This window comes from Pseudomonas sp. GW823-FHT02C05 (genome assembly GCF_058797595.1).
In genome coordinates this window covers 279,931-301,997 of record NZ_JBXAJU010000005.1, presented here as the reverse complement: position 1 = coordinate 301,997, position 22,067 = coordinate 279,931, and the positions used below count along the sequence as shown (strand labels likewise).

Here is a 22,067-nt window from a genome sequence, read left to right as displayed (position 1 = left end):
TTCAGGCGCCGGTTTCAGCGTAGTCAAAAACCCCGGGCACGATGGACCTTGGTGGCGAGGGAGCTTGGTCCCTCGCCACACCTGCCCGCCTCAGGCCTCGGGTTTGCGCAACATGCTGAAGGCCATGCCGGCCAGGGCCAGCACGCCGAGAAGCAATACGGCCCACAGGCCGATCTTCTTCCAGTCCGGCCCGCCTGCCGCCACGGCAGCGGCAGGAGCGACAGTGGCCGAGGCCAGCTGCGCCGCACCCTCGACCTTGGCCTGGCCCAACTGCTTGAGGCGTTGCGCACTGTAGTCGGGGATCAGGGTCGCCAGCGGCAGGTTGGCCGCGCTCGCGGTGGGGTTGCCCAGGGCCAGGGTGTAAGGGCCGGCTCCCCGAGCCAGGAACACCAGTTGGGTGCCACGCACGGCGAACTCCAGGCTCGGGGCCTCGGCGCCCAGGCCGCCACCACGTTCATCCACCACCAGCCTGAGTTGCTGCACGGTCTGCCCCGGCAGTTGCAGTTCGTTCTGCTGTACGTCCTGGCCATTCTGGGTCAGGCGGTACAGCAGGCCATTGCCCAGTGGCTGCCACGGCAGGCTGCTTTCTCGGCGCCCATAAAGCGTGGCCGGAGCCAGGCTGTTGGCCTGGGTCAGGGCAATGCGCACTCGCTCCAGGTTCAAACCCATGGGCAACTGCCAGGTGTACTCGCCGGCCTTGGCACTGCTGCCTCCCAGGGGCTGCGACCACACCAGCGGCGAGGGCAGGCTGCTGGTGGTACTGCTTTGCAATTGCGCCGAAGTCAGCACCGGCGCCGTTTGCGGGGTGTTCCACAAGAGGCGCAGGTAGCGCGCCGTCTGCCCGGGCAACGCCACTTCATGTTGTTCGACCCGCTCGTCGGCGAACGACAGGCGCGCCACCTGGCCTTCGCCCCAGGGCTGCCAGTGTTGCAGGTCGTCGCTGGCTTCGATGCTGAACCGCTGGAAGCCGTCGCGTTCGCTGGTCCAGTCCAGCACCAGTTGCTGCAACGGTGCCTTGATTGCGCTGGCATCCAGCAACCAGCCACGCAGGACCTCCTCGCCGGCCTCCAGTTGAGTGGAGGGCTGAACCTCCACCAGCGTGCCATTGGTGGTGGATTGCACCCGCACGCTGGGGGTGCTGTCGGCGGCATCTGCCGAGCTGTACAACGGGAACCACTTCACATCGCTGAGCGTGTGCTGCTCGGTGGTCTGCGCCTGCTGGCGCGCCAGGGCATAGGCCTGGGGCTCACCGGCAGCGTTGAACACACGGATATCCCGCAGGTCGGTCTGGCTGGCGTGCAGTTGCACCGCCAACGGCAGTTCCAGGCGATACCAGGGCCCCTCGCCGCTCAGGCTCAGGGGTGCCAGGGACTTGAAGTCCCCCGGTTTGTCCTGGGCCACGGCGGACAACGCCACACACAGGCCCACAGCCCCCAACCAGCCCAGGCTCAGCTTCACACTCACGATGACACTCCTTCATTCAACGGTTTGCCGGGCTCGGCTTGCGCCTCGGCGCGCTTGGGCGGCAATGGGGCGAAATAGCCCACCACCAGCAGCAATACTCCCACCCCGATGAACGAGACGATCCGCGCCAGCCCGCCACGGTTGCTCAACTCCACCAGGAACAGCTTGGCCACCACCACGGCAATCAGCACTGCGCCGATCAGCCAGACTTCACGGCGATGACGCAGGTGGCCGCCGATCATCAGGCTCAGGGCAATCAGGGTCCAGACGATGGACAGCCCGGCCTGGACCATCATCGATTCCAGCAACGCATCCGCCTGGAACGGCACGCCGCTCCAATGGTGGGCCGCCCGCATCACCAGCACGGTGAAGAAGGCGAACAGCGACAGCCCCGCCACCAGTTGCGTGGCACGCTCGGCGTAGTCGGCACGGATCGCCAGTTCCCGCACCGCGCTGCGCGACCAGACATAGACGCCGAACAGCGCGAACAGCAGCCCCAGTTCCAGCGGGTTGAGCAGCGGCAGGTAAGGCAGTGGTTCGGCCCGGCCATCGCTGAAGATATTCGCCAGCCAGAACCAGCCGAGCATCAGCACCGCCAGGGGCAGCGCGGCATACAGGCGGTACTCGCGGGAGTGGGCAGAAACCGGCCACGGCCAGGCGCGCGGCGCGGCCATCGCCACCAGGTACAGGCTCGGCAGGATCGCCCAGCCCAGCCAGCGCCAGGCGTTGTACTGCTCGGACAACAGCAGCAGGCCATAACGCAGCTCCAGCGCCAGCACGCCGATCAGCAACCAGCAGCCCAGCACATGGGCGATGCTCGCCACCCGTGCCGGCAGCTGCGACGCCAGGCGCCGCTGGCTGAAGAAGTGCACGGCGAACAACAGGGTCCAGGCCAGCCAGCCGAAATCCGCCGCCGGGTGATAGCGCGGAGCCCAGGAAGCCAGGAGCACCAGACCCGCGGCCGGTATCAACAGGCTGCACAACAGGCCCAGGGACGACCATTTCAAACGTACCGCCAGCAGCGCCCAGAGCAACACGCTAGCCGCGCTGATCAGCAACAGCAGGCTGGCCTGCCAATGGGCCGGGGCGAAGCGCAGCACTTCCTTGAGCCAGGTAAAGGCCCACCAGCACGCGCCCCAGGCCAGCAACAGATCGGACAGATGGCCCAGGCTCAAGGTATCGAAGGCCGAACCATGGTTGCCCCGCTGCAGGCGCCAGGCGCCCACCAGGGCCGCCAGGGCCAGGACCATCGGCGTCCAGAAATCGCCATTGGCCAGAGGCCGCGCAGCGTCCGCCGCCACGAAATACCAACCCGAACCGGCCAGCAGGAAAGTGCTGCCGCCAATCACCTGGAGCACCAGGCCGAAGACAAAGCTGGCCCGCTGCTGCAGATACAGGCTGAGCCAGATGATCAGCAGGCCACTGGCGGCCCAGACGCCACTGGCCGTGCTCCAGGGCAGGACGAACAGCACCGCCAGGTTGATCATCATCAGGCCGGCCAGCAGTACCAGGGACAAGCCCCGCAGCAGCCGCGGATCGCTGCGCACCATGTCATTGCGGGCTGCCATGAGCATGCCGCCGATCAGCGCCAGGCCAATCAGCGAAGCGCTCATCAGCCCGCTCCAGCCGGCGTTGAACACCGCACCGGCATCGCCGTCCGCACCTTGCAGGCGCATCAGGAACAGCGCACCGCCCAACAGCTGCACGGCGAAGGCGGTGAACAGGAACGTCCGCGATTGCAGGCGCAGGCCGACAAACAGCGTCGCCAACCCGGCCACCGCCCAGCTGATGGCGGTGCCCTGGGTGAACAGGAACAACGGCGCCAGCAGGTACAGGAAAGCCAGCCCGGCCACCGCCAGGATCGGCGCAATGCCCTGCTCCCAGCTCGCTACCTGGGTCTTCCGCGCCCGCCGCAACTGGTCGAAGATGAACAGCAGCGCGACGCCCAGCAGCAACGCCCCCAGCGGCGCGCCGTCCAGCAGGCTGGTAGCGCCAGGCTGCAGCTTACTGAGGAAGGCCAGGGCCGACCCCAGTTGCAGCAGCAGGGCGAACGCCCGGGCCAGCGGCCGTTGCTGGCGCAGGCCGAGCCAGAAGATTCCCGCCCCTTCCACGGCCCAGGCGGCGCAGGTCCAGCGCGCATCCAGGCCTAGAGGGATCGCCAGGCTGGCGAAGATCACGCCCAGGGCCAGGCAGGTTTCACCCAGCAACAGGGCGCGGCCGCCCATCAGTAGCCGGGCCAGGACCATGTAGGTCAGGCCCAGGGCCAGGGCACTGAAGGAAGCGGCGAACTCCAGGTGCTGGACCAGCGCCAGTTGCAGGCCGAAGCCCACCAGGGGCGGGCCGAAGAGCATGCTGCCGTCGACGTAGTCACCCTTGCGCGCAGACCAGTGCAGCAGCGCCTGGCGGCTGTCATCCGCCGGTGCGTCGGGCATTTCCAGCAGCTTGCGCCGGGTGAACAGCAGGCCAATGGCCAGGTACATGACAAAGAACAGGATCAGGAAGGGCTCGGTGCTCCACAGCAGCTCCGGCGTGTAGGAGCGCAGGCCCCAGGCAAAGCCGATACCGAAGGTGCCGACAAAGCCGATCAGGTTCAGCAGGCGCCAGGCCTTGAACCAGGCAATGGCCAGGATGCCGGCATTGAGCAGGGCGAAGTAACTGAACAGTGCCACATGGCTGCCGGCGCCGGTGGACGTCAGGATCGGTGCGGCAAAGCCACCCAGGGCTGCAGCGGCCGCCAGACTGAGGGCGTCCTGGGTAATGGCCAGGATCGCCGAAAACACCGTGACCGCCACCAACAGGCCAAGGGCCGCGGAAGGGTCGAGCAACGGATGCAGGCGCATCGCCGCGAACACCGTCAGGTACAGCACGGCGATACCGGTGCCCTGGAGCATCAGGGCGTAGTTGCTGTTGCGCCGCCGCAACCACCAGCCCAGGCCCAGGAGGCCCAGGGAGCAGGCCGCAACCCCGGCGTAGCGCAGCTCCAGCGGCACCACCATGCCTTCGGTGGCGTAGCGCAGAAGGAAAGCCAGGCCAAGGAACAACAGCACCACGCCGACCCGCAGCACAGTGTTGCCGCCAAACAGCCAGTTGCGCGCGCCGCTCAGGGCGCGCTCGATCAGGTTGGGTTCCCGAGGCGCAGCTACGGACTCACGGGCCGGCGCCTGGGGCTGGGGTTGCCATACTGACTCCGGCACCGGCTGGCTGGCCTCCACGGAGGCGGCAGGGCTCGCTGCCGCGGGCAACTCCCAGACCAGCTCGGGGGCAGCCGGCGCCGGCTCCACGGGCTGGACTTCCTCAAGAATGAATTCGGGAAGGTCTGCAAGTTCCGGCGCGGCGCTCATGCCGCTGCCTGCCTCGGCCAGCGGGGCGCTGGCCTGGGGTTCTGAGGCGGGTTCGGCAGCGGGGCCGCCGGTGCTTTCCAGCAGGGCAAGGCGCTGGCCCAGGGTAGCGAGGGCCTTCTTTGCCTTCTCCAGCTCACGATGCTGGTCGACAACTTGTCGATGCAAGGCGTCGGAACGAATCGCCAGGCCGATGGCCAAGCCCGAGACCGCGCCAATCAGGGCGTCGCTGAAGGACTCGTCAAGGAGCCAGCCCAGTCCCCCTCCCAGCAGCATGAATATCCATTGCATGTGTCGATATCCCTAAGCAGTCCATTGACGGACGGGTGCAACCGTATGGGTGCCCGCGCCGGTAAACCGGTAAAGGCCCCTCCCCGCTTGGAAGCCGGACACCAGCCAAAAGACACCGCCGGGGAGGCAAAACGCTGCCCAGTATATCGGCAAGGCCCAACAAACGCTGGGCCTTGTACACACTTCTAGAATTTTCTCAGGGGCCTCATTCCAGGGCCTTCCAGATCTCCGTAGCGTATTCACGGATGGTCCGGTCCGAAGAGAACCAGCCCATGCGCGCAGTGTTGAGCACCGCCGAACGCCACCATTCCTTGGAGTCGTGCCAGCGCTCCTCGACCCGAGCCTGGGCGTTCCAGTAAGCGTCAAAATCGGCGCAGACCAGGAACCGGTCGTAATCGATCAGCGAATCGATCAGCGCGGTATAGCGCGACGGATCGTCCGGGGAGAACACCCCGCCGCGAATCGCCTGCAGCACGTCGTTCAGCCGATGGGAGGCGGCGATGTCCGGCACCGCGCTGAACTCGCCATTGCGTTTGCGCGCCTCCACCTGCTGGGCACTGAGGCCGAAGATGAACATGTGCTCCGCGCCGACCTGCTCGCACATCTCCACGTTGGCGCCGTCCAGGGTGCCGATGGTCAACGCGCCATTGAGGCCGAACTTCATGTTGCTGGTGCCCGAGGCCTCGAACCCGGCGGTGGAGATCTGCTCCGACAGGTCGGCGGCAGGAATGATGCTTTCCGCCAGGCTGACGTTGTAGTTGGGCAAGAACACCACCTTGAGCAAGCCGCGCACCGTGGGGTCATTGTTCACCGTACGGGCGATGTCGTTGGTCAGCTTGATGATCAGCTTGGCCTGGTGATAGCTGGCGGCAGCCTTGCCGGCGAAGATCTTCACCCGGGGTACCCAGTCGGTTTCCGGCTCGGCGCGGATCGCCTGGTACAACGCCACGGTGTGCAACAGGTTGAGCAACTGGCGCTTGTATTCGTGGATGCGCTTGACCTGCACATCGAACATTGCCGCCGGGTTGATCGCGATTCCCAGGCGCTCATGGATGATCGCCGCGAGGGCGCGCTTGCTGTGCAGGCGCTGTTCGGCGAACTGTTTGCGAAAGGCCGGTTTCTCGGCAAAGGGTTCGAGCCCCCTGAGCAGTTCCTCGGGGCTGTCCAGCAGCTCGGGGCCCAGGGCCTCCACCAGCATTTCAGTGAGTTGCGGGTTGGCCTGGTACAGCCAGCGGCGGAAGGTGATGCCGTTGGTCTTGTTGTTGATGCGCTCGGGGTACAGCTTGTGCAGCTCGGAGAACACCGTGCTGCGCATCAACTGGGTGTGCAGCCCGGACACGCCGTTGACGCTGTGGGAGCCGAGGAATGCCAGGTTGCCCATGCGCACCCGGCGGCCGTTGTCTTCCTCGATCAGCGACACTGCCCGCAGCACGTCGAAATCGTGCAGGCCCTTGGCCCGCAGCGAGTCGATGTGCTGGGCGTTGATCAGGTAGATGATCTGCATGTGCCGCGGCAGCATGCGCTCCATCAGGCCCACCGGCCAGGTTTCCAGGGCCTCGGGCAGCAAGGTGTGGTTGGTGTAGGAGAGGGTTTCCACGGTGATCTGCCACGCCGCGTCCCAGGCGATGCCGTGCAGGTCGACCAGTTGGCGCATCAGCTCGGCCACGGCGATCGACGGGTGGGTGTCATTGAGCTGGATCGCCGCGTGCTCGCCGAGGCTGAGCACCGAGTCGTGCATGTTCTTGTGGCGGCGCAGCAGGTCCTGCAGCGACGCCGAGACGAAGAAATATTCCTGGCGCAGGCGCAGCTCCTGGCCGGCCTCGGTGCTGTCGGCCGGGTACAGCACCCGGGAAATGCTCTCGGCCCGGGCCACTTCGGCTACCGCGCCCAGGTGGTCACCGGCATTGAAGCGCTCCAGGTGCAGGTCTTCCATGGCCCGTGCCCGCCACAGGCGCAAGGTGTTGACGCTGGCCCCGCGCCAGCCCACCACCGGGGTGTCGTAGGCCACCGCGCGCACCGTTTCCGCCGGCCACCAGACCTGCCGGGTGTTGCCCGCCTCGTCGGTCACGGTGTCGACACTGCCGCCAAAGCCGATGGAGTAGATCACCTCGGGGCGCTCGAACTCCCAGGGGTTGCCGAAATCCAGCCAGTGCTCGGTCTGCTCCTGCTGCCAGCCATCGACGATGGCCTGGCGGAACAGCCCGTGTTCGTAGCGGATGCCGTAGCCGTGGCCGGCGATGCCCAGGGTCGACATGCTTTCCATGAAGCATGCCGCCAGGCGCCCCAGGCCACCGTTGCCCAAGGCCGCATCGGGCTCCAGCAGGCGGATGCGCTCCAGGTCCACCCCCAGGTCGGTGAGGGCCTCGCGGGCCACCTCCAGCAGCCCGAGGTTGCTCAGGCTGTCGAACAGCAGGCGGCCGATAAGGAACTCCAGGGACAGGTAGTACACCCGCTTCTGGCCCTTGCGGTAGATCTGCCGCGTGTGATCCATCCAGTGGTCGACCATGTGGTCCCGCGCGGCCAGGGCAATGGCTTCGAACCAGTCGTGGTCGAAGGCGTGATCCGGGTCTTTGCCTACCGCGTAGGTGAGTTTGGTCAAGACGGCTTCGCGAAAAGCGGCCACCTCAGCGTCGCGAACAAGGGGTTCCTGAGTCATCGATACGACCTCTGACGAGATACACAGTGAGCATGGAATTGTCTGAGCCTAGTCGGTCTGACACGAGGCGAAGGCTCTGGTTCGGCGCTATTTCAAATGGCTCGGCTAAACAGGGAGTCTTCTGCGCCAGCGGGAGAAAAGGATGCAGTTGCCGTGCCGCCAGGTATTGTTCGGCGCCACATGAAGAAAAATCCGACCTAAAGTCGTTCAAAAATCCACCAGTCCCGGTATGATCGCGCGCCCTGGAACACCTGCCGGAAATGACCTTGATGAAGTCCAACCTGATCGCCGCCGCGGAAATCGATCGTCTCGATACCTGGGCCAAATACACCGCCCCCATGTGCGGCTCCTGCATGTCCAGCTGCTGCACACTGCCGGTGGAAGTGAAGATCAAGGACCTGATCCGCATCGGCATCGTCGATGAATTCGAACGCGGCGAGCCGGCGAAGAACATCGCCAAGCGCCTGCAGAAGGAAGGCATCGTCGAGCGCTACAACCAGAAGTCGGAAATCTTCACCCTGCAGCGCATGAGCAACAACGACTGCCTGTATCTGGATCGTAAAAGCCGCCTGTGCACCATTTATGACAAGCGCCCGGACACCTGCCGCAACCATCCGAAGATCGGCCCGCGCCCCGGTTACTGCGCCTACAAGCCCAAGCCTCAGGTGCGCCCGACCAATACCAGCAGCCGGACCCTGGAACGCTTCTGAGCCCCGGCCTGCGCCTGCAACCCCGTTCCCCATGTAACCCTGCCGCCCTGTAGCCGCTGCCGAGCCTTGGCGAGGCTGCGAACGGCTGCAAAGCCGCCGCAGTACGGGCCACTGCAGAGTTTCAGATACACCGTTTTACGACCGCTACGCGGTCGATCGCAGCCTCGCAGGCTAGGCAGCGGCTACAGGACCCGAGCTTTTTCACAGATCAAAAAAAACGCCCCCGGCCGCAAGGCCGGGGGCGTTTTCATTCAGCCGGAACTAAAGACTCAGTTCTTGGCTTTCTTGGCAGCGCGAGTACGCTCGCCTTCGTCCAGGATCTTCTTGCGAAGACGGATGGACTTAGGCGTCACTTCACACAGCTCGTCGTCCTGGATGAATTCCAGAGCCTGTTCCAGGGTGAAACGGACCGGTGGAACCAGGGCGATGGTTTCGTCCTTGCCCGAAGCACGCATGTTGTCGAGCTTCTTGCCTTTGGTTGGGTTCACACCCAGGTCGTTGTCACGGCTGTTCAGACCAACGATCTGACCGTTGTAGATTTCCTGGCCGTGCTCGACGAACAGCTTGCCGCGCGCCTGCAGGGTTTCCAGGGAGTAGGTCAGGGCCTTGCCGGTTTCTACCGATACCAGTACGCCGTTCTGACGGCCGGACATGTGGCCGGACTTCATCGGAGCGTAGCGATCGAAGATCGAGGTCAGGATGCCTGCACCGTTGGTCAGGGTCAGGAACTGGTTACGGAAACCGATCAGACCACGGGCTGGAATGTTGTATTCCAGGCGTACACGGCCCTTGCCATCCGGAACCATGTTGCTCAGGTCGCCCTTACGCAGGCCCATTTCTTCCATGACCTTGCCCTGGGAATCTTCAGGGATGTCGATGGTGACGTTTTCGAACGGTTCCTGCTTCACGCCGTCAACTTCACGGATGATCACTTCAGGACGGCCAACGCCCATTTCGAAACCTTCGCGACGCATGGTTTCGATCAGTACCGACAGGTGCAGCTCACCACGGCCGGAAACCTTGAACTTGTCGGCCGAGTCGCCTTCTTCGACACGCAGAGCAACGTTGTACAGCAGCTCCTTGTCCAGACGCTCCTTGATGTTACGGGAGGTCACGAACTTGCCTTCTTTACCGCAGAATGGCGAGTCGTTGACCTGGAAGGTCATGGAAACGGTTGGCTCGTCGACGGTCAGCGGCTTCATCGCTTCAACAGCGGTCGGGTCGCACAGGGTGTCGGAGATGAACAGCTCGTCGAAACCGCTGATGCAGACGATGTCGCCGGCAGCGGCTTCTTCAACGTCTACGCGGTGCAGACCGTGGTGGCCCATCAGCTTGAGGATACGACCGTTGCGGCGCTTGCCGTCGACGTCGATGGCCACTACCGGGGTGTTGGGCTTGACGCGACCGCGAGCGATACGGCCAACGCCGATCACACCCAGGAAGCTGTTGTAGTCCAGAGCGGAGATCTGCATCTGGAACGGACCGTCACGGTCAACGCTTGGCGCTGGCACGTTGTCGACGATCGACTGGTACAGCGGGGTCATGTCTTCGGCCATTTCGGTGTGGTCCAGACCGGCGATGCCGTTCAGGGCCGAGGCGTAGACGACTTTGAAGTCCAGCTGTTCTTCGGTGGCGCCCAGGTTGTCGAACAGGTCGAAGATCTGGTCCAGAACCCAGTCAGGACGCGCGCCCGGACGGTCGACCTTGTTGATCACCACGATTGGACGCAGGCCGGCTTCGAACGCCTTCTTGGTCACGAAACGGGTTTGCGGCATAGGGCCGTCTTGAGCGTCGACCAGCAGCAGCACGGAGTCGACCATGGACATTACGCGCTCAACTTCGCCGCCGAAGTCGGCGTGGCCCGGGGTGTCCACGATGTTGATGTGGTAGCCGTTCCAGTTGATGGCGGTGTTTTTCGCCAGGATGGTAATGCCGCGCTCTTTTTCCTGGTCGTTGGAGTCCATCACGCGCTCGTCGTTGAGCTCGTTGCGCTCCAGGGTGCCGGATTGACGCAGGAGTTTGTCTACCAGGGTGGTCTTACCATGGTCAACGTGGGCAATGATGGCGATGTTGCGTAGATTTTCGATCACTTGTGTATCTCGATCAGAGGATTCGGTGTGCTGACAAATGCTGGCAGCGATTAACAATAGATTCAGGCCTGGCCGTTACAGCTGGACGGCGGCGTCGGGGGGCCGGTGACGCAAGCCACAGGCGAACATCCCCGGGCACTTAGCTCGGTCTATAAACGCGCACATTGGCATGTCCCTCACTGAGCAGATGGTGAGCATGCAGGCGACTCATGACGCCTTTGTCGCAATACAGCAGGTACTGGCGCGTAGGGTCCAGTTCCTTGAAGCGGGCGTTCAATGCATAGAACGGCAGCGCTTTTACTTCGATGCCTGCGAGCTCCAGCGGCTGGTCTTCCTCGGCATCCGGATGACGGATGTCGATGACGATCTGACCGGCCAGCGCCTCACTGACTTCTTCAATCTGCACATCCTGGCCCAACTCGTCGATCACCCGATCGATCGGCACCAGTTTGGCCCGCTCGATCGCACGCTCGAGCACCGCCATATCGAATTCTTTCTCTTCATGCTCGACGCGATGGCGCTTGGCATGGGTCTTGGGGTTCACCGAGATGACCCCGCAGTACTCCGGCATGTGCTTGGCGAAGTCGGCGGTGCCGATCTCCACGGCCAGGTCGATGATGTCCTGCTTGTGGCTGGCGATCAGGGGGCGCAGTACCAGTTTCTCGGTCACGCAGTCGATCACCGACAGGTTCGGCAGGGTCTGGCTGGACACCTGGGAAATCGCCTCGCCGGTCACCAGCGCATCGATGTGCAGGCGGTCGGCGATGCTCGACGCGGCACGCAACATCATACGCTTCAAAATGACGCCCATATGACTGTTGTCGACTTTGCCGAGGATTTCCCCGAGCACTTCCTCGAACGGCACGCTGACGAACAGCACGCGCTGGGAGCTGCCGTACTTCTTCCATATATAGTGCGCGACTTCCATCACGCCCAGTTCATGGGCACGCCCGCCCAGGTTGAAGAAGCAGAAATGCCCCATCAGGCCGCGGCGCATGATCTGGTACGCCGCCACCGTGGAATCGAAACCGCCGGACATCAGGACCAGGGTCTGTTCCAGGGCGCCCAGCGGGTAGCCGCCGATGCCGTTGTGCTGGCTGTGGATCACGAACAACCGTTGGTCGCGAATTTCCATCCGCACTTCGATTTCAGGCTCTTTCAGGGAAATTCCGGCGGCACCGCACTGCCGACGCAGTTGGCTGCCGACGTATTTTTCCACGTCCATGGAGCTGAATTCATGCTTGCCGGCACGCTTGCAGCGCACGGCAAAAACCTTCCCCGGGAGGGCTTCGCCAAAGTGCTGCTTGCACTTGGCGACGATGTCGTCGAAGTCGCCCAGAGGGTACTCGTCGACCTGCAGGAAATGCGCGATGCCGGGCATGCAGCTCAGGCGCTCGGTCATGTCCTTCAGGGCCTTGGGCTCGCTGACGGCGGTTTCCAGCTCGAGGTTGTCCCACACACCATTGACCACCACGGCCGGGTCCAGGTCGCGGAGCACGGCACGGATGTTCTTCGCCAACTGACGGATGAAACGCGTCCGAACCGGGCGGCTCTTGATGGTGATTTCCGGGAAAACTTTAACGATTAGTTTCATGAAAACAGCGCGCGCTGGGCCAGCCGAAAAAGGGGGGCGCGGATTATAGCGGAAATTGCTCAAGGTTTAACCAGTTTATGTGCAGAAGGTTTTCGATGCACCAAAACGGGTCATTTATTGGCAAAGACGCTACATTGCAGTGCGCCAAATGCCGGCATTCAACCCAATACGTCGCAGAAAGCGTGATTTTGGGGCAGAAAACCCATCTCGGGGCACTGGCATGCAATTTGCTCCCTTGTGAGGCAGGTTGCCATGGCAGAGTATTCGCGCCGGCATCACCCACATTCTAAGGGCACTCCAACACCAAGCCCGAAGCCACCCGGAGGACACTATGTCGAAGTCGGTTCAACTCATCAAAGATCATGACGTCAAATGGATTGATCTGCGCTTCACTGACACCAAGGGCACTCAACATCACGTGACCATGCCGGCTCGTGATGCGCTGGATGAAGACTTCTTCGAAGCTGGCAAGATGTTCGACGGCTCCTCCATCGCTGGCTGGAAAGGCATCGAAGCCTCCGACATGATCCTGATGCCGGACGACGAAACCGCCGTACTGGACCCGTTCACCGAAGAACCGACCCTGATCCTGGTGTGCGACATCATCGAGCCTTCGAGCATGCAGGGTTACGATCGTGACCCACGTGCCATCGCCAAGCGTGCCGAAGAGCACCTGAAAGCCACCGGTATCGGCGACACCGTATTCGCCGGCCCAGAGCCAGAGTTCTTCATCTTCGACCAGGTGAAATTCAAGTCCGACATCTCCGGCTCCATGTTCAAGATCTACTCCGAACAAGGTTCGTGGATGTCCGACCAGGACATCGAAGGCGGTAACAAGGGCCACCGTCCAGGCGTCAAGGGCGGCTACTTCCCGGTTCCACCGTTCGACCACGACCACGAAATCCGTACCTCCATGTGCAACGCACTGGAAGAAATGGGCCTGACCGTCGAAGTTCACCACCACGAAGTGGCGACTGCCGGCCAGAACGAAATCGGCGTCAAGTTCAACACCCTGGTGAAGAAGGCCGACGAAACCCAGACCCTGAAGTACGTGGTGCACAACGTGGCTGACGCCTACGGCCGCACTGCCACCTTCATGCCCAAGCCTCTGTACGGCGACAACGGCTCGGGCATGCACGTCCACATGTCGATCTGGAAAGACGGCAAGAACACCTTCGCAGGTGAAGGCTATGCCGGCCTGTCCGATACCGCCCTGTACTTCATCGGCGGCATCATCAAGCACGGTAAGGCCCTGAACGGCTTCACCAACCCGGCGACCAACTCCTACAAGCGTCTGGTGCCAGGCTTCGAAGCCCCGGTCATGCTGGCCTACTCGGCGCGCAACCGCTCCGCTTCGATCCGTATTCCTTACGTGTCGAGCCCTAAGGCCCGCCGTATCGAAGCCCGTTTCCCGGACCCGGCTGCCAACCCGTACCTGGCCTTCGCTGCCCTGCTGATGGCCGGCCTGGACGGTATCCAGAACAAGATCCACCCTGGCGACGCTGCTGACAAAAACCTGTACGACCTGCCGCCTGAAGAGGCCAAAGAGATCCCACAAGTTTGCGGCAGCCTGAAGGAAGCCCTGGAAGAGCTGGACAAAGGTCGTGCGTTCCTGACCAAAGGCGGCGTTTTCAGCGACGACTTCATCGACGCCTACATCGCCCTGAAAAGCGAAGAAGAAATCAAGGTACGTACCTTCGTACACCCACTGGAATACGAGCTGTACTACAGCTGCTGATCCGGTAACGCCGGCGCAAGCCGCGTGATCAAGAGGCCTCCTTCGGGAGGCCTTTTTTATGCCCGCGCATTTGCCCTGCCCGGGGTGGTTGCGTGCATCATGGGCGCCGTCTCCCCATCAGCAGCCGAGCCCGCCCATGACTTCGCGCCTCAACCTGTGCCTCGCCCTGACTTGCAGCCTGTTCGCCACCGCCGCCTGCGCCAGTGACGCCCCGCCCGCCCTCGCCCCGCTGCTGCAGAGCATCGGCGAACGCCTGGCGATTGCCGATCAGGTGGCCCTGAGCAAATGGGACAGCCACAAGGCCGTGGAAGACCGCCCGCGGGAACAACAGGTGATCGCCGGGGCAACCGCCCAGGCCGCAACCTATCACTTGAGCGAAGAAACGGTTGGGCAGTTCTTCGCCGCCCAGATCGAAGCCAACAAGCTGGTGCAATACGCCCGACTCTCGACCTGGCACTTGCAAGGCCGGGCACCGGACACGCCGCGCCAGGACCTGGCCGGGCAGATCCGCCCCCAACTTGATCAGTTACAAAAACGCCTGCTGCAGCAACTGGCCGACTTCAGCCCGCAGCGCACCGACCGCCAATGCCCGCAATGGCTGGCCCGGGCCAATCAGGCCAGCAGCAGCGACCCACTGCGACGACTGGCGATGGTTCGTGCCACGGCAGAGTTATGTGTGTTCAAAGGTTAACCACGCCTGTGCCACGCGCAGCAGCACCCTATGCTGGAGCCTTTCAGGCACCCGCCAGGATCAGCGAGATGCACCTCGTCATTGCTTGCCTGCTGTGGATCAGCGCATTGCCAGCCGGCGCGCAGATCTACCAGTACACCGACTCGGCCGGTAATCGCGCCTATAGCGACCAGCCACCGGGAACCTCGTACCGGCAGATTGAAACGCCCGCGCCGAATCGCCTCCCCAGCCCGGCCACACCGGCGCCACATACGCCGGCAGCACAACCTGCCAGCACCCTTCTGGCCTACGAACGGCTAAAACTGAGCGGCGTACCGGAGCACGGTGCCTTGCGCGCCAACAACGGCAGTTTCAGCGTGCAGGTGGAGTTGCAGCCCAGCCTGCGGCCCGGCCACCGTCTGCGCCTGCTGCTGGATGGCCAGCCCTATGGCCAGGCCGGCCAGGGGCCCGAGCTGCAACTGGTGAATATCGACCGTGGCCAGCACCGGTTGGCGGTGCAGGTGCTGGCTGGCGACAAGGTCCTGCAACAGAGCCCGGCCATCAGCTTCACTCTGCTGCGGGCCCGCCGCCCCTGAGCCTCAACCGTGCACCACGCCGCTGGCCAGCAGTGCGGCGATGGTCGATTCATCCAGGCCCAGCCCCTGCAATACCGCCCGGGTGTCCTGCCCCAGGCTCGGCGGCGCCGTACGGTAGCTGGCCGGCGTGCGCGACAACTTCACCGGCGAACCTATGCCCCGGTAGCCATCGAGTTCCACCAGCAGCCCGCGATGCCGGGTGTGGGGATGAGCCACCACCTGGTCGACGGTGGCGATCGAACCACAAGGCACCCCCAGGCCGATCAGCCGCGGGGCCAGCAACGCGCCGTCGTGTGCCGACAGGTAATGCTCCAGTTGCTGCTTCAAGGCCTCGCGGTTGACCGAGCGCTGGCCGTTGTCGGTAAAGCGCGGGTCCTCCAGCAACGCGCCGGCCCCCAGTTCCTGGCACAGCCGGGTGAACTGGCGGTCGTTGCCCACCGCCAGGAAAATCGGCTCGCCAGCGGTGCGGTAGCTGTCGTAGGGAGCAATGTTGGGATGGGCGTTGCCCGTGCGTTTGGGCGTCTGGCCGGCGGCGAAGTAGTTCGGCAGGTGCGGGTGCAACAGAGACACGCCACAGTCGTACAGGGAGATGTCCAGTGACTGCCCGAGGCCGCTGCGCTGGCGCTCGTTGAGGGCCAGGAGAATCCCCGCCAGGGCATTAAGGCCGGTGACCATATCGACAATCGGCAGGCCGATGCGCAACGGCCCGCCGTCGCCTTCGCCGTTGACGCTCATCAGCCCGGCCATGGCCTGGATCACCGCGTCGTAACCCGGTAGCCCGCCCAGCGGGCCATCGGCGCCAAAGCCGGAAATCCCGCAGTGGATCAACGCCGGAAAACGCTGGCTCAGCACCTCCTGGTAACCGATGCCCCAACGCTGCAGGGTGCCCGGCTTGAAGTTCTCGATCAGCACGTCGGCGCCTTCCAGCAACTGCATCAGCAGTTCCAGGCCTTCGGGGCGCGACAGGTCGACGGCGATCCCCTGCTTGTTACGGTTGATGCCGCGAAAATACGCCGCATCATCACCTTCGAAAGGCGGCCCCCAGCCCCGGGTCTCATCACCGCTCAAAGGTTCCAGCTTGATCACCTCGGCCCCGTGGTCGGCCAGGGCCTGGGAGCAGTAGGGGCCGCCCAGCACACGGCTGAGATCGATGATTTTCACGCCCGCCAGGGCGCCTTGGGCAAACGTCATGGATGTACTCCGGCAGATCGGACAAGGACGGCCATTCAGGCCGGCAGCAATTGCATGGCCTGGGCCTGGGACAGCGGGCTTTCATTGGCCAGGCGCGCCAGCAGCTCGGCATCGATCACCGGCTCCAGGCCCAACGGATCGCGCGGCAATACCTTGTGCACCAGCACCAGGTGAGCCAGGGCCAGGCGCCGATGGTCCGCACCCTGGCGCGCGGCCTCCCAGGCCATGAAGATGGCGCTGGCCAGGTGATAGAGAACGCTGCCCACCTGCCGTACCTGCTCGTCCCGGCGCTGCTGCGCCACGGCATGGAAGCCGGTCACGGTGCGCAACAGGGCCGAATCGAACAGCCGGCGGCTCGCCGGTGGCAAATCGGCCTCGGCCAGCAGCCCGGCCAGATAGCCCTGCAACGGCTCCAGCGCCTGCTCCCGAGTCACCGCCCGGGCAATGTCCAGGGCGACGATGTTGCTGGTGCCCTCCCAGATCGACCCCAGGTGCGCATCGCGCACCAGCCGGGCATCGCTCCACTCCTCGATATAGCCAACCCCGCCGCGCACTTCCATGGCATCGCCGGTCACCCGGCGGGCATCACGGCAGGCGCGGAACTTGATCAGCGGCGTAAGGATCCGCACGCACTTGCGCGCCGTCTCATCGCCGCCATCGGCCCGGGGCAGCAAGCTGGCGATCTGCATGAACATCGAGCGCGCCTGTTCGGCGGGCAGCATCATCTTCAGCAACTGGCGCTGCATCAGCGGCATTTCGATCAGGTGCTTGCCGAAGGCCCGGCGCCGGCGGGCGATGTACAACGCCTCGCTCAGCCCCCGGCGCATCAGCCCCGCCGCGCGCACGCCATTGGACAGGCGCGACATGTTGATCATGTCGGCCATCTGCTGAAAACCGCGGCCGACCTCACCGATCAGGTAGGCCGTGGCGCCTTCCAGGGTGATCTCGCCACTGGCCATGGAGCGGCTGCCCAGCTTGTCCTTCAGGCGCTGGATCCGGTAGTGGTTGCGCGAGCCGTCGGGCAGCACCTTGGGCAACAGGAACAGGGTCACCCCGGCCATGCCCGGTGGTGCGTCTTCCGGGCGCGCCAGGACCATGGCCAGGTCGGCATCCGGGTTGGAGCAGAACCACTTCTCACCGAACAGGCGCCATTGGCCATCTTCCAGCCGGGCCCGGGTTTCGGTGCGCGAAACGTCGGAACCGGCGGCCTGTTCGGTCATGAACATCGCCCCCTGGAACAGCGTCTCGAAATCCTGGGACTGCAACTGCGGCAGGTAGCGCGCCACCAGTTCCGGCGTACCGAACTTGCACAGGGTGCGGGTCAGGGAGTCGGTCATGCTCACCGGGCAGCACAGGCCGAACTCGGCCTGGACGAACAGGTAGGTCAGGGCGTACTTGATCAGTGGCGGCGGGCCTCCGGGCTGGTGGCTCATGGCAGCCAGCCCCAGTTCGGCAAAGGCCACCCGTTCCAGGGTGACGTAGTCCGGATGCTTGGCAATGCTTTGCAGGTTCTCGCCGCGGCGGGTACGCGGTTGCAGCACCGGGGGATTCTTGTCGGCGCTCAGGGCCAGCACATCCAGCTCGCCACCGGCCCGGGCGCCCATGTGCTGCAAGGTGGGCAACCACTGCTGGTAGACCGCCGAGGGCAGGTAGACCTGGAGCAGCGCGGCCAGGCCGGCGTCGCACTCGAACAGGTTGATGCCGCGGCTGTCGGGGATGTTGAGGCTGTCTTCAATGGGGCGGGGCTCGGCGGTCATGGCGTGTCTCCTGTTTTTTGTAGGCCGAGACTAGAGCCGCCATCGATAAGTATCTAATACAAAATCAATCAACTACGATAAGAAATCCATATCGTAGAACCGGAGTCGCCATGGACCTCAAACAGTTGCGCTACTTCGTCGCGGTAGCCGAAGAACTGCATTTCGGGCGGGCCGCGAACCGTCTGTGCATTTCCCAGCCGGCCCTGAGTTTCGACATCAAGAAGCTTGAGGGGCAACTGGAAGTCCAACTGCTCAATCGCAACAACAAGTCGGTGAGCCTGACCAACGCCGGACAGGTTCTGCTGGACGAGGCCCGCTACCTGCTGCTGCGTGCCGACCAGGCGCGGCACCTGACCCAGCGCTCGGCAGAAGGCTTTGCCGGGCGCCTGAGCCTGGGTTTCGTCAACTCGATCCTGCACCGCGGGCTGCCCGAGGCGGTCAAGGCCTTCGAACAGCAATACCCGGAAACCGAAGTGGTGCTGATGGAAATGAACAGTGCCGACCAGACCCAGGCCCTGCAACGCGGCCAGATCGACATCGGTTTCGTCCATGGCAGCACCTTTGCCGCCGGCATCCACAGCGAACCGCTGCTGGCCGAGCCGTTCCTCTGCTGCCTGCCCCAGAGCCACTCGCTGGCCACCCAGGCGCGGATCGACCTGGCGCAACTGGCCAATGACGATTTCATCCTGTTTCCGCGGGCGGTCTCGCCGCACTACCACGACCTGATCATTTCCCGCTGCGTGGCGGCCGGGTTCAGCCCGCGCATTCGCCACGAGACGCGGCTATGGCAAACGGTGGTGGCAATGGTGGCCCACGAGATGGGCGTGGCGCTGGTGCCCCAGACCCTGGCCATGCTCGGCCAGCCGGGCGTGCATTACGGCGAGCTCGAAGGCTCCGGCGCGCCTTCGCAGATCCAGGCGATCCGCCTGGAGGACAAGCCTTCGGCGGCGGCCGAAAGCTTTCTCGGGCTGCTCAAGTCCCTGATCAAACCGGCCGCCGGAGGGCGCTGAGCGTTGGGGCGCGATACGCAATCACGTATCAAACCATAAGATTTAATCATTATATTTTTCGATTCCTGCCTGTATAGGCTCCCAGCGGTCGGACCTTGCCAGAGGTCCATGCGCCCGATCAGGGGCGCATATAACAATAAAAACGCAGGAATTGAACATGAACGCTGCCCAGGATGCCGCTGCCCACAAGAAAGCCCGCAAGGCGGGTATCGCCTCATTCATCGGCACCACCATCGAGTGGTATGACTTCTACGCCTACGGCATCGCCGCCGCCCTGGTGTTCGGCAAGGTGTTCTTTCCCGCCGACCTGCCCCCCGGCACGGCCACCCTGCTGTCCTTCCTCACCCTGTGGGCCGGGTTCATCGCCCGCCCCGTCGGCGGCATCATCTTCGGCCACATGGGCGACAAGATCGGCCGCAAGACCACCCTGGTGATCACCCTGATCATGATGGGCCTGGCCACCACCTGCATCGGCCTGCTGCCCAGCTACCTGCAGATCGGCGTCTGGGCCCCCATTGCCCTGGTGACCCTGCGCATCATCCAGGGCATCGCGGTGGGCGGTGAATGGGGCGGGGCGATCCTCATCGCCAGCGAAAGCGCGCCCAAGGGCAAGGGCATTCTCTATGCCGCCTTCGCCCAGCAGGGTTCGCCGGCCGGCAACCTGCTGGCAACCCTGGTGTTCTTCGGCCTCAGCGCCCTGCCGGCTCCGGACTTTCTGCTCTGGGGCTGGCGCATTCCGTTCCTGCTGTCGGCGGTGCTGGTGATCATCGGCATGGTCATCCGCCTCAAGCTGGAAGAATCCGATGACATGAAGCGCCTGATGGAGCAGAAAAAGACCGTCAAGCTGCCGATTCTCGAAGTCCTGCGCGACCACTGGCGCCTGGTACTGCTGGGGGCCGGGGTGCTGCCGATCATCCACGTCACCTATTTCAAGAGCACCTTCGCCCTGTCCTGGGCCACCAAGGAGCTGGGCTACAGCCAGGGCAGCTTCCTCAGCGTGATCGTCATCGCCCTGGTGGTGCAGTTCATCACCCAGCCCCTGGGTGCGGTGCTGGTTTCACGCATGGACATGCGCAAGGCCATGGTGCTGATGGTGGTGCCCGAGCTGCTGCTGATGCCGGCGATGTTCTTCGCCGTGGAGACCGGTCACTACTGGATCGCGGTGCTGGGCATGTGCCTGGCCACGGTGCCGCACTCGATGTTCTATGGCGCGGTGGGCGGCATCCTGGCGCGGGCCTTCCCGACCCGGGTGCGCTACAGCGGACTGTCGATCTCCTATCAGCTGTGTTCACTGCTGGTGGGCGGCGCCACGCCGGTGCTGGCCCAGAGCATCCTCAATGGCACCGGCAGCATCATCGGCGTGGCCATCGCCTCGGCCTGCTACGCCCTGGTCTCGCTGGCATGCATGCTGGCCCTGCTCAAGCGCATCGGCCATAACGCCGCCGAACTGTCCACGGCGGAACAGGCGGATGCCGACGAACTGGCACGCCAGACTGGCGCCCAGCCACCTGTAGATAAGGTTTCCCGGCCCGACCCGGTGCCCGGCAGCGAGCTACAGCCCGCTCGCTGATGCACCCTGCAAGTGGTGCAGGCGCCGCTCATGTTCCAGCAGCCAGCGCTTGCGCCACAGACCACCGCCATAGCCGGTCAGGGAGCCATCGGCGCCAATCACCCGGTGGCAGGCAATGACAATGGAAATCTGGTTGGCGGCATTGGCCCGGGCCACCGCGCGCACCGCTGAGGGCGAGCCAACCTGCCGCGCCACCTCGGCGTAGCTGCAGGTGGTACCCAGGGGAATGGCCCGCAGCGCCTGCCAGACGGTACGGGTAAAGGGCGAGGCGCTCATCGCCAGCGGTGTGGCGAAGTGCACCGCCTCGCCGGCGAAGTAACGCTGCAGTTCGGCCTCGATCTGGTCGATGGGGGCAAAACGCCCGAAACCTATGCTCGAACCGCTGCTCTTCTGCAGGTTCTGCAACTCATTGGCCAGTGCCGGGCGGTCGAAGAATTCCAGCAGATGCAGGACCTGGGCGTCGGCCACCGCCAGCATCACGCCGATCGGGGTCTGCAACCAATCGACCTTGAGCAGTTCCCGCCCCCGCAGGTTCGACGGCGGCTGGCCCGCCAGGCGGCTGAAGGCGTGGCGAAAGCCGCTGTCGGAGTCGAAGCCGGCGCTGATCTGCGCCTCGATCACCGGCTCTCCCGAGGCCAGTTGCTGCATGCCCTGGCCCATGCGACGCAGGCGCGCCATTTCCAGGAAGGTGACGCCGAAATAGCGCTTGAACGCACGGCGCACGGTGGATGGGTCCAGCCCCTGGGCGACCAGGTCGTCCTCGTACCAACGGCGTTCCGGGTCGCGGCCCAACTGCTCGAGCAAGGTCTGCACCCAGGGCTCCTGGACCCCGGCCCGCTCCAGCGGACGACAGCGCAGGCAGGCGCGGAACCCTGCTTCGACACAACCCTTGATGGAGCCGAAGAACACCGTGTTCTCGCGCTTGGGCTTGCGTGCAGCGCAGGTCAGGCGGCAGAACACGCCGGTGCTCTTCACCCCGACAAAGGCAAAGCCTTCATAGGCCGGGTCCCGTGCCAGCAGCGCCTGGTACAGGGTGTCGTCATCGGGAAGCTGGAACAGCAGAGGGGCATTTTCCATGGCCGCATCCTAAACCTTGAAGCATCGGGTTCGAGCACTCTAAACCCGCCCTTTGCCCCGCGCCGCTGAAAAACGGGCGTTGATTCTTCTATCAAGGCGCGCCCATCGAGCGCCGCTCAGATTAATGCACTATATTGGTGCAATGCCTTGCACTCAGGTGCCAATACCAGCCCATTTTGGTTCGAAAATACCCGCCAGAGCTGGCAAAACGCCACAGAACCAGGCTTCAAACGCCTGTTTCAGGGCATGCGCGCTTCTTTTCGGAGCCTTGGTTTGGTTTTTGCATTTTCTCCACCACAGCGCCTTAGCCGCGCG

14 protein-coding genes are annotated in these 22,067 nt (G+C 64.0%); 6 read left to right on the top strand and 8 right to left on the bottom strand.

The window, feature by feature from the left end; translation table 11 throughout:
- Positions 1 to 90: 90 nt before the first annotated feature.
- The 3 genes from AC1RGE_RS26565 to AC1RGE_RS26555 form a co-directional block, all read right to left on the bottom strand.
- Positions 91 to 1,464, bottom strand: coding sequence for a DUF3999 domain-containing protein (locus tag AC1RGE_RS26565; protein ID WP_103290641.1), 1,374 nt, complete (start codon positions 1,462 to 1,464; stop codon positions 91 to 93).
- Positions 1,461 to 5,093 carry a DUF2339 domain-containing protein gene (locus AC1RGE_RS26560; protein WP_492585303.1) on the bottom strand — a complete coding sequence of 1,211 codons (3,633 nt, stop codon included), beginning with the start codon at positions 5,091 to 5,093 and terminating at the stop codon, positions 1,461 to 1,463. The genes AC1RGE_RS26565 and AC1RGE_RS26560 overlap by 4 nt, the downstream gene beginning before the upstream one ends.
- A gap of 205 nt (positions 5,094 to 5,298) precedes the next feature.
- A complete protein-coding gene (locus tag AC1RGE_RS26555) occupies positions 5,299 to 7,749 on the bottom strand; it encodes a glycogen/starch/alpha-glucan phosphorylase (RefSeq protein WP_041115300.1) in 2,451 nt (816 codons plus the stop codon).
- A 269-nt stretch (positions 7,750 to 8,018) separates the two neighbouring features.
- Between AC1RGE_RS26555 and AC1RGE_RS26550 the strand changes: the two genes are divergently transcribed.
- Positions 8,019 to 8,459 carry a YkgJ family cysteine cluster protein gene (locus tag AC1RGE_RS26550; protein WP_026020056.1) on the top strand — a complete coding sequence of 147 codons (441 nt, stop codon included), beginning with the start codon at positions 8,019 to 8,021 and terminating at the stop codon, positions 8,457 to 8,459.
- A gap of 269 nt (positions 8,460 to 8,728) precedes the next feature.
- Here the strand turns inward: AC1RGE_RS26550 and typA are convergent, their stop codons facing one another.
- Positions 8,729 to 10,549 carry a translational GTPase TypA gene (gene typA, locus AC1RGE_RS26545; protein ID WP_019093868.1) on the bottom strand — a complete coding sequence of 607 codons (1,821 nt, stop codon included), beginning with the start codon at positions 10,547 to 10,549 and terminating at the stop codon, positions 8,729 to 8,731.
- A 139-nt stretch (positions 10,550 to 10,688) separates the two neighbouring features.
- Positions 10,689 to 12,143: a tRNA uracil 4-sulfurtransferase ThiI gene (thiI, locus tag AC1RGE_RS26540; protein WP_011058762.1), complete on the bottom strand. Its 1,455-nt coding sequence runs from the start codon at positions 12,141 to 12,143 to the stop codon at positions 10,689 to 10,691.
- A 331-nt stretch (positions 12,144 to 12,474) separates the two neighbouring features.
- Between thiI and glnA the strand changes: the two genes are divergently transcribed.
- The 3 genes from glnA (at position 12,475) to AC1RGE_RS26525 (ending at position 15,147) form a co-directional block, all read left to right on the top strand.
- A complete protein-coding gene (gene glnA / locus AC1RGE_RS26535) occupies positions 12,475 to 13,881 on the top strand; it encodes a glutamate--ammonia ligase (protein ID WP_011058761.1) in 1,407 nt (468 codons plus the stop codon).
- 136 nt (positions 13,882 to 14,017) lie between these two features.
- The gene (locus tag AC1RGE_RS26530; RefSeq protein WP_011058760.1) at positions 14,018 to 14,572 is read left to right on the top strand and encodes a chorismate mutase; all 555 of its coding nucleotides are present in this window, start codon (positions 14,018 to 14,020) and stop codon (positions 14,570 to 14,572) included.
- Positions 14,573 to 14,640: 68 nt separating this feature from the next.
- Positions 14,641 to 15,147 (top strand): DUF4124 domain-containing protein, encoded by a 507-nt coding sequence (locus tag AC1RGE_RS26525; RefSeq protein WP_492585302.1) that lies wholly within the window; start codon positions 14,641 to 14,643, stop codon positions 15,145 to 15,147.
- 3 nt (positions 15,148 to 15,150) lie between these two features.
- On the opposite strand, the gene AC1RGE_RS26520 is transcribed toward AC1RGE_RS26525, so the two are convergent.
- Together AC1RGE_RS26520 and AC1RGE_RS26515 are read right to left on the bottom strand one after the other, a co-directional pair.
- Entirely contained in the window at positions 15,151 to 16,338 is a 1,188-nt protein-coding gene (locus tag AC1RGE_RS26520; RefSeq protein WP_492585300.1) for a CaiB/BaiF CoA transferase family protein, read from the bottom strand.
- Between the two features lie 35 nt (positions 16,339 to 16,373).
- Positions 16,374 to 18,095 (bottom strand): acyl-CoA dehydrogenase family protein, encoded by a 1,722-nt coding sequence (locus AC1RGE_RS26515; protein ID WP_492585298.1) that lies wholly within the window; start codon positions 18,093 to 18,095, stop codon positions 16,374 to 16,376.
- A gap of 110 nt (positions 18,096 to 18,205) precedes the next feature.
- Here AC1RGE_RS26515 and AC1RGE_RS26510 point away from each other — a divergent pair, with 110 nt between their 5' ends.
- Together AC1RGE_RS26510 and AC1RGE_RS26505 are read left to right on the top strand one after the other, a co-directional pair.
- A complete protein-coding gene (locus tag AC1RGE_RS26510; protein WP_011058756.1) occupies positions 18,206 to 19,105 on the top strand; it encodes a LysR family transcriptional regulator in 900 nt (299 codons plus the stop codon).
- 157 nt (positions 19,106 to 19,262) lie between these two features.
- Positions 19,263 to 20,675, top strand: coding sequence for an MFS transporter (locus AC1RGE_RS26505; protein WP_492585296.1), 1,413 nt, complete (start codon positions 19,263 to 19,265; stop codon positions 20,673 to 20,675).
- Here AC1RGE_RS26505 and AC1RGE_RS26500 read toward each other — a convergent pair.
- Positions 20,658 to 21,752 carry a bifunctional transcriptional activator/DNA repair enzyme AdaA gene (locus tag AC1RGE_RS26500; RefSeq protein ID WP_011058754.1) on the bottom strand — a complete coding sequence of 365 codons (1,095 nt, stop codon included), beginning with the start codon at positions 21,750 to 21,752 and terminating at the stop codon, positions 20,658 to 20,660. The genes AC1RGE_RS26505 and AC1RGE_RS26500 overlap by 18 nt on opposite strands.
- Positions 21,753 to 22,067: the final 315 nt, after the last annotated feature.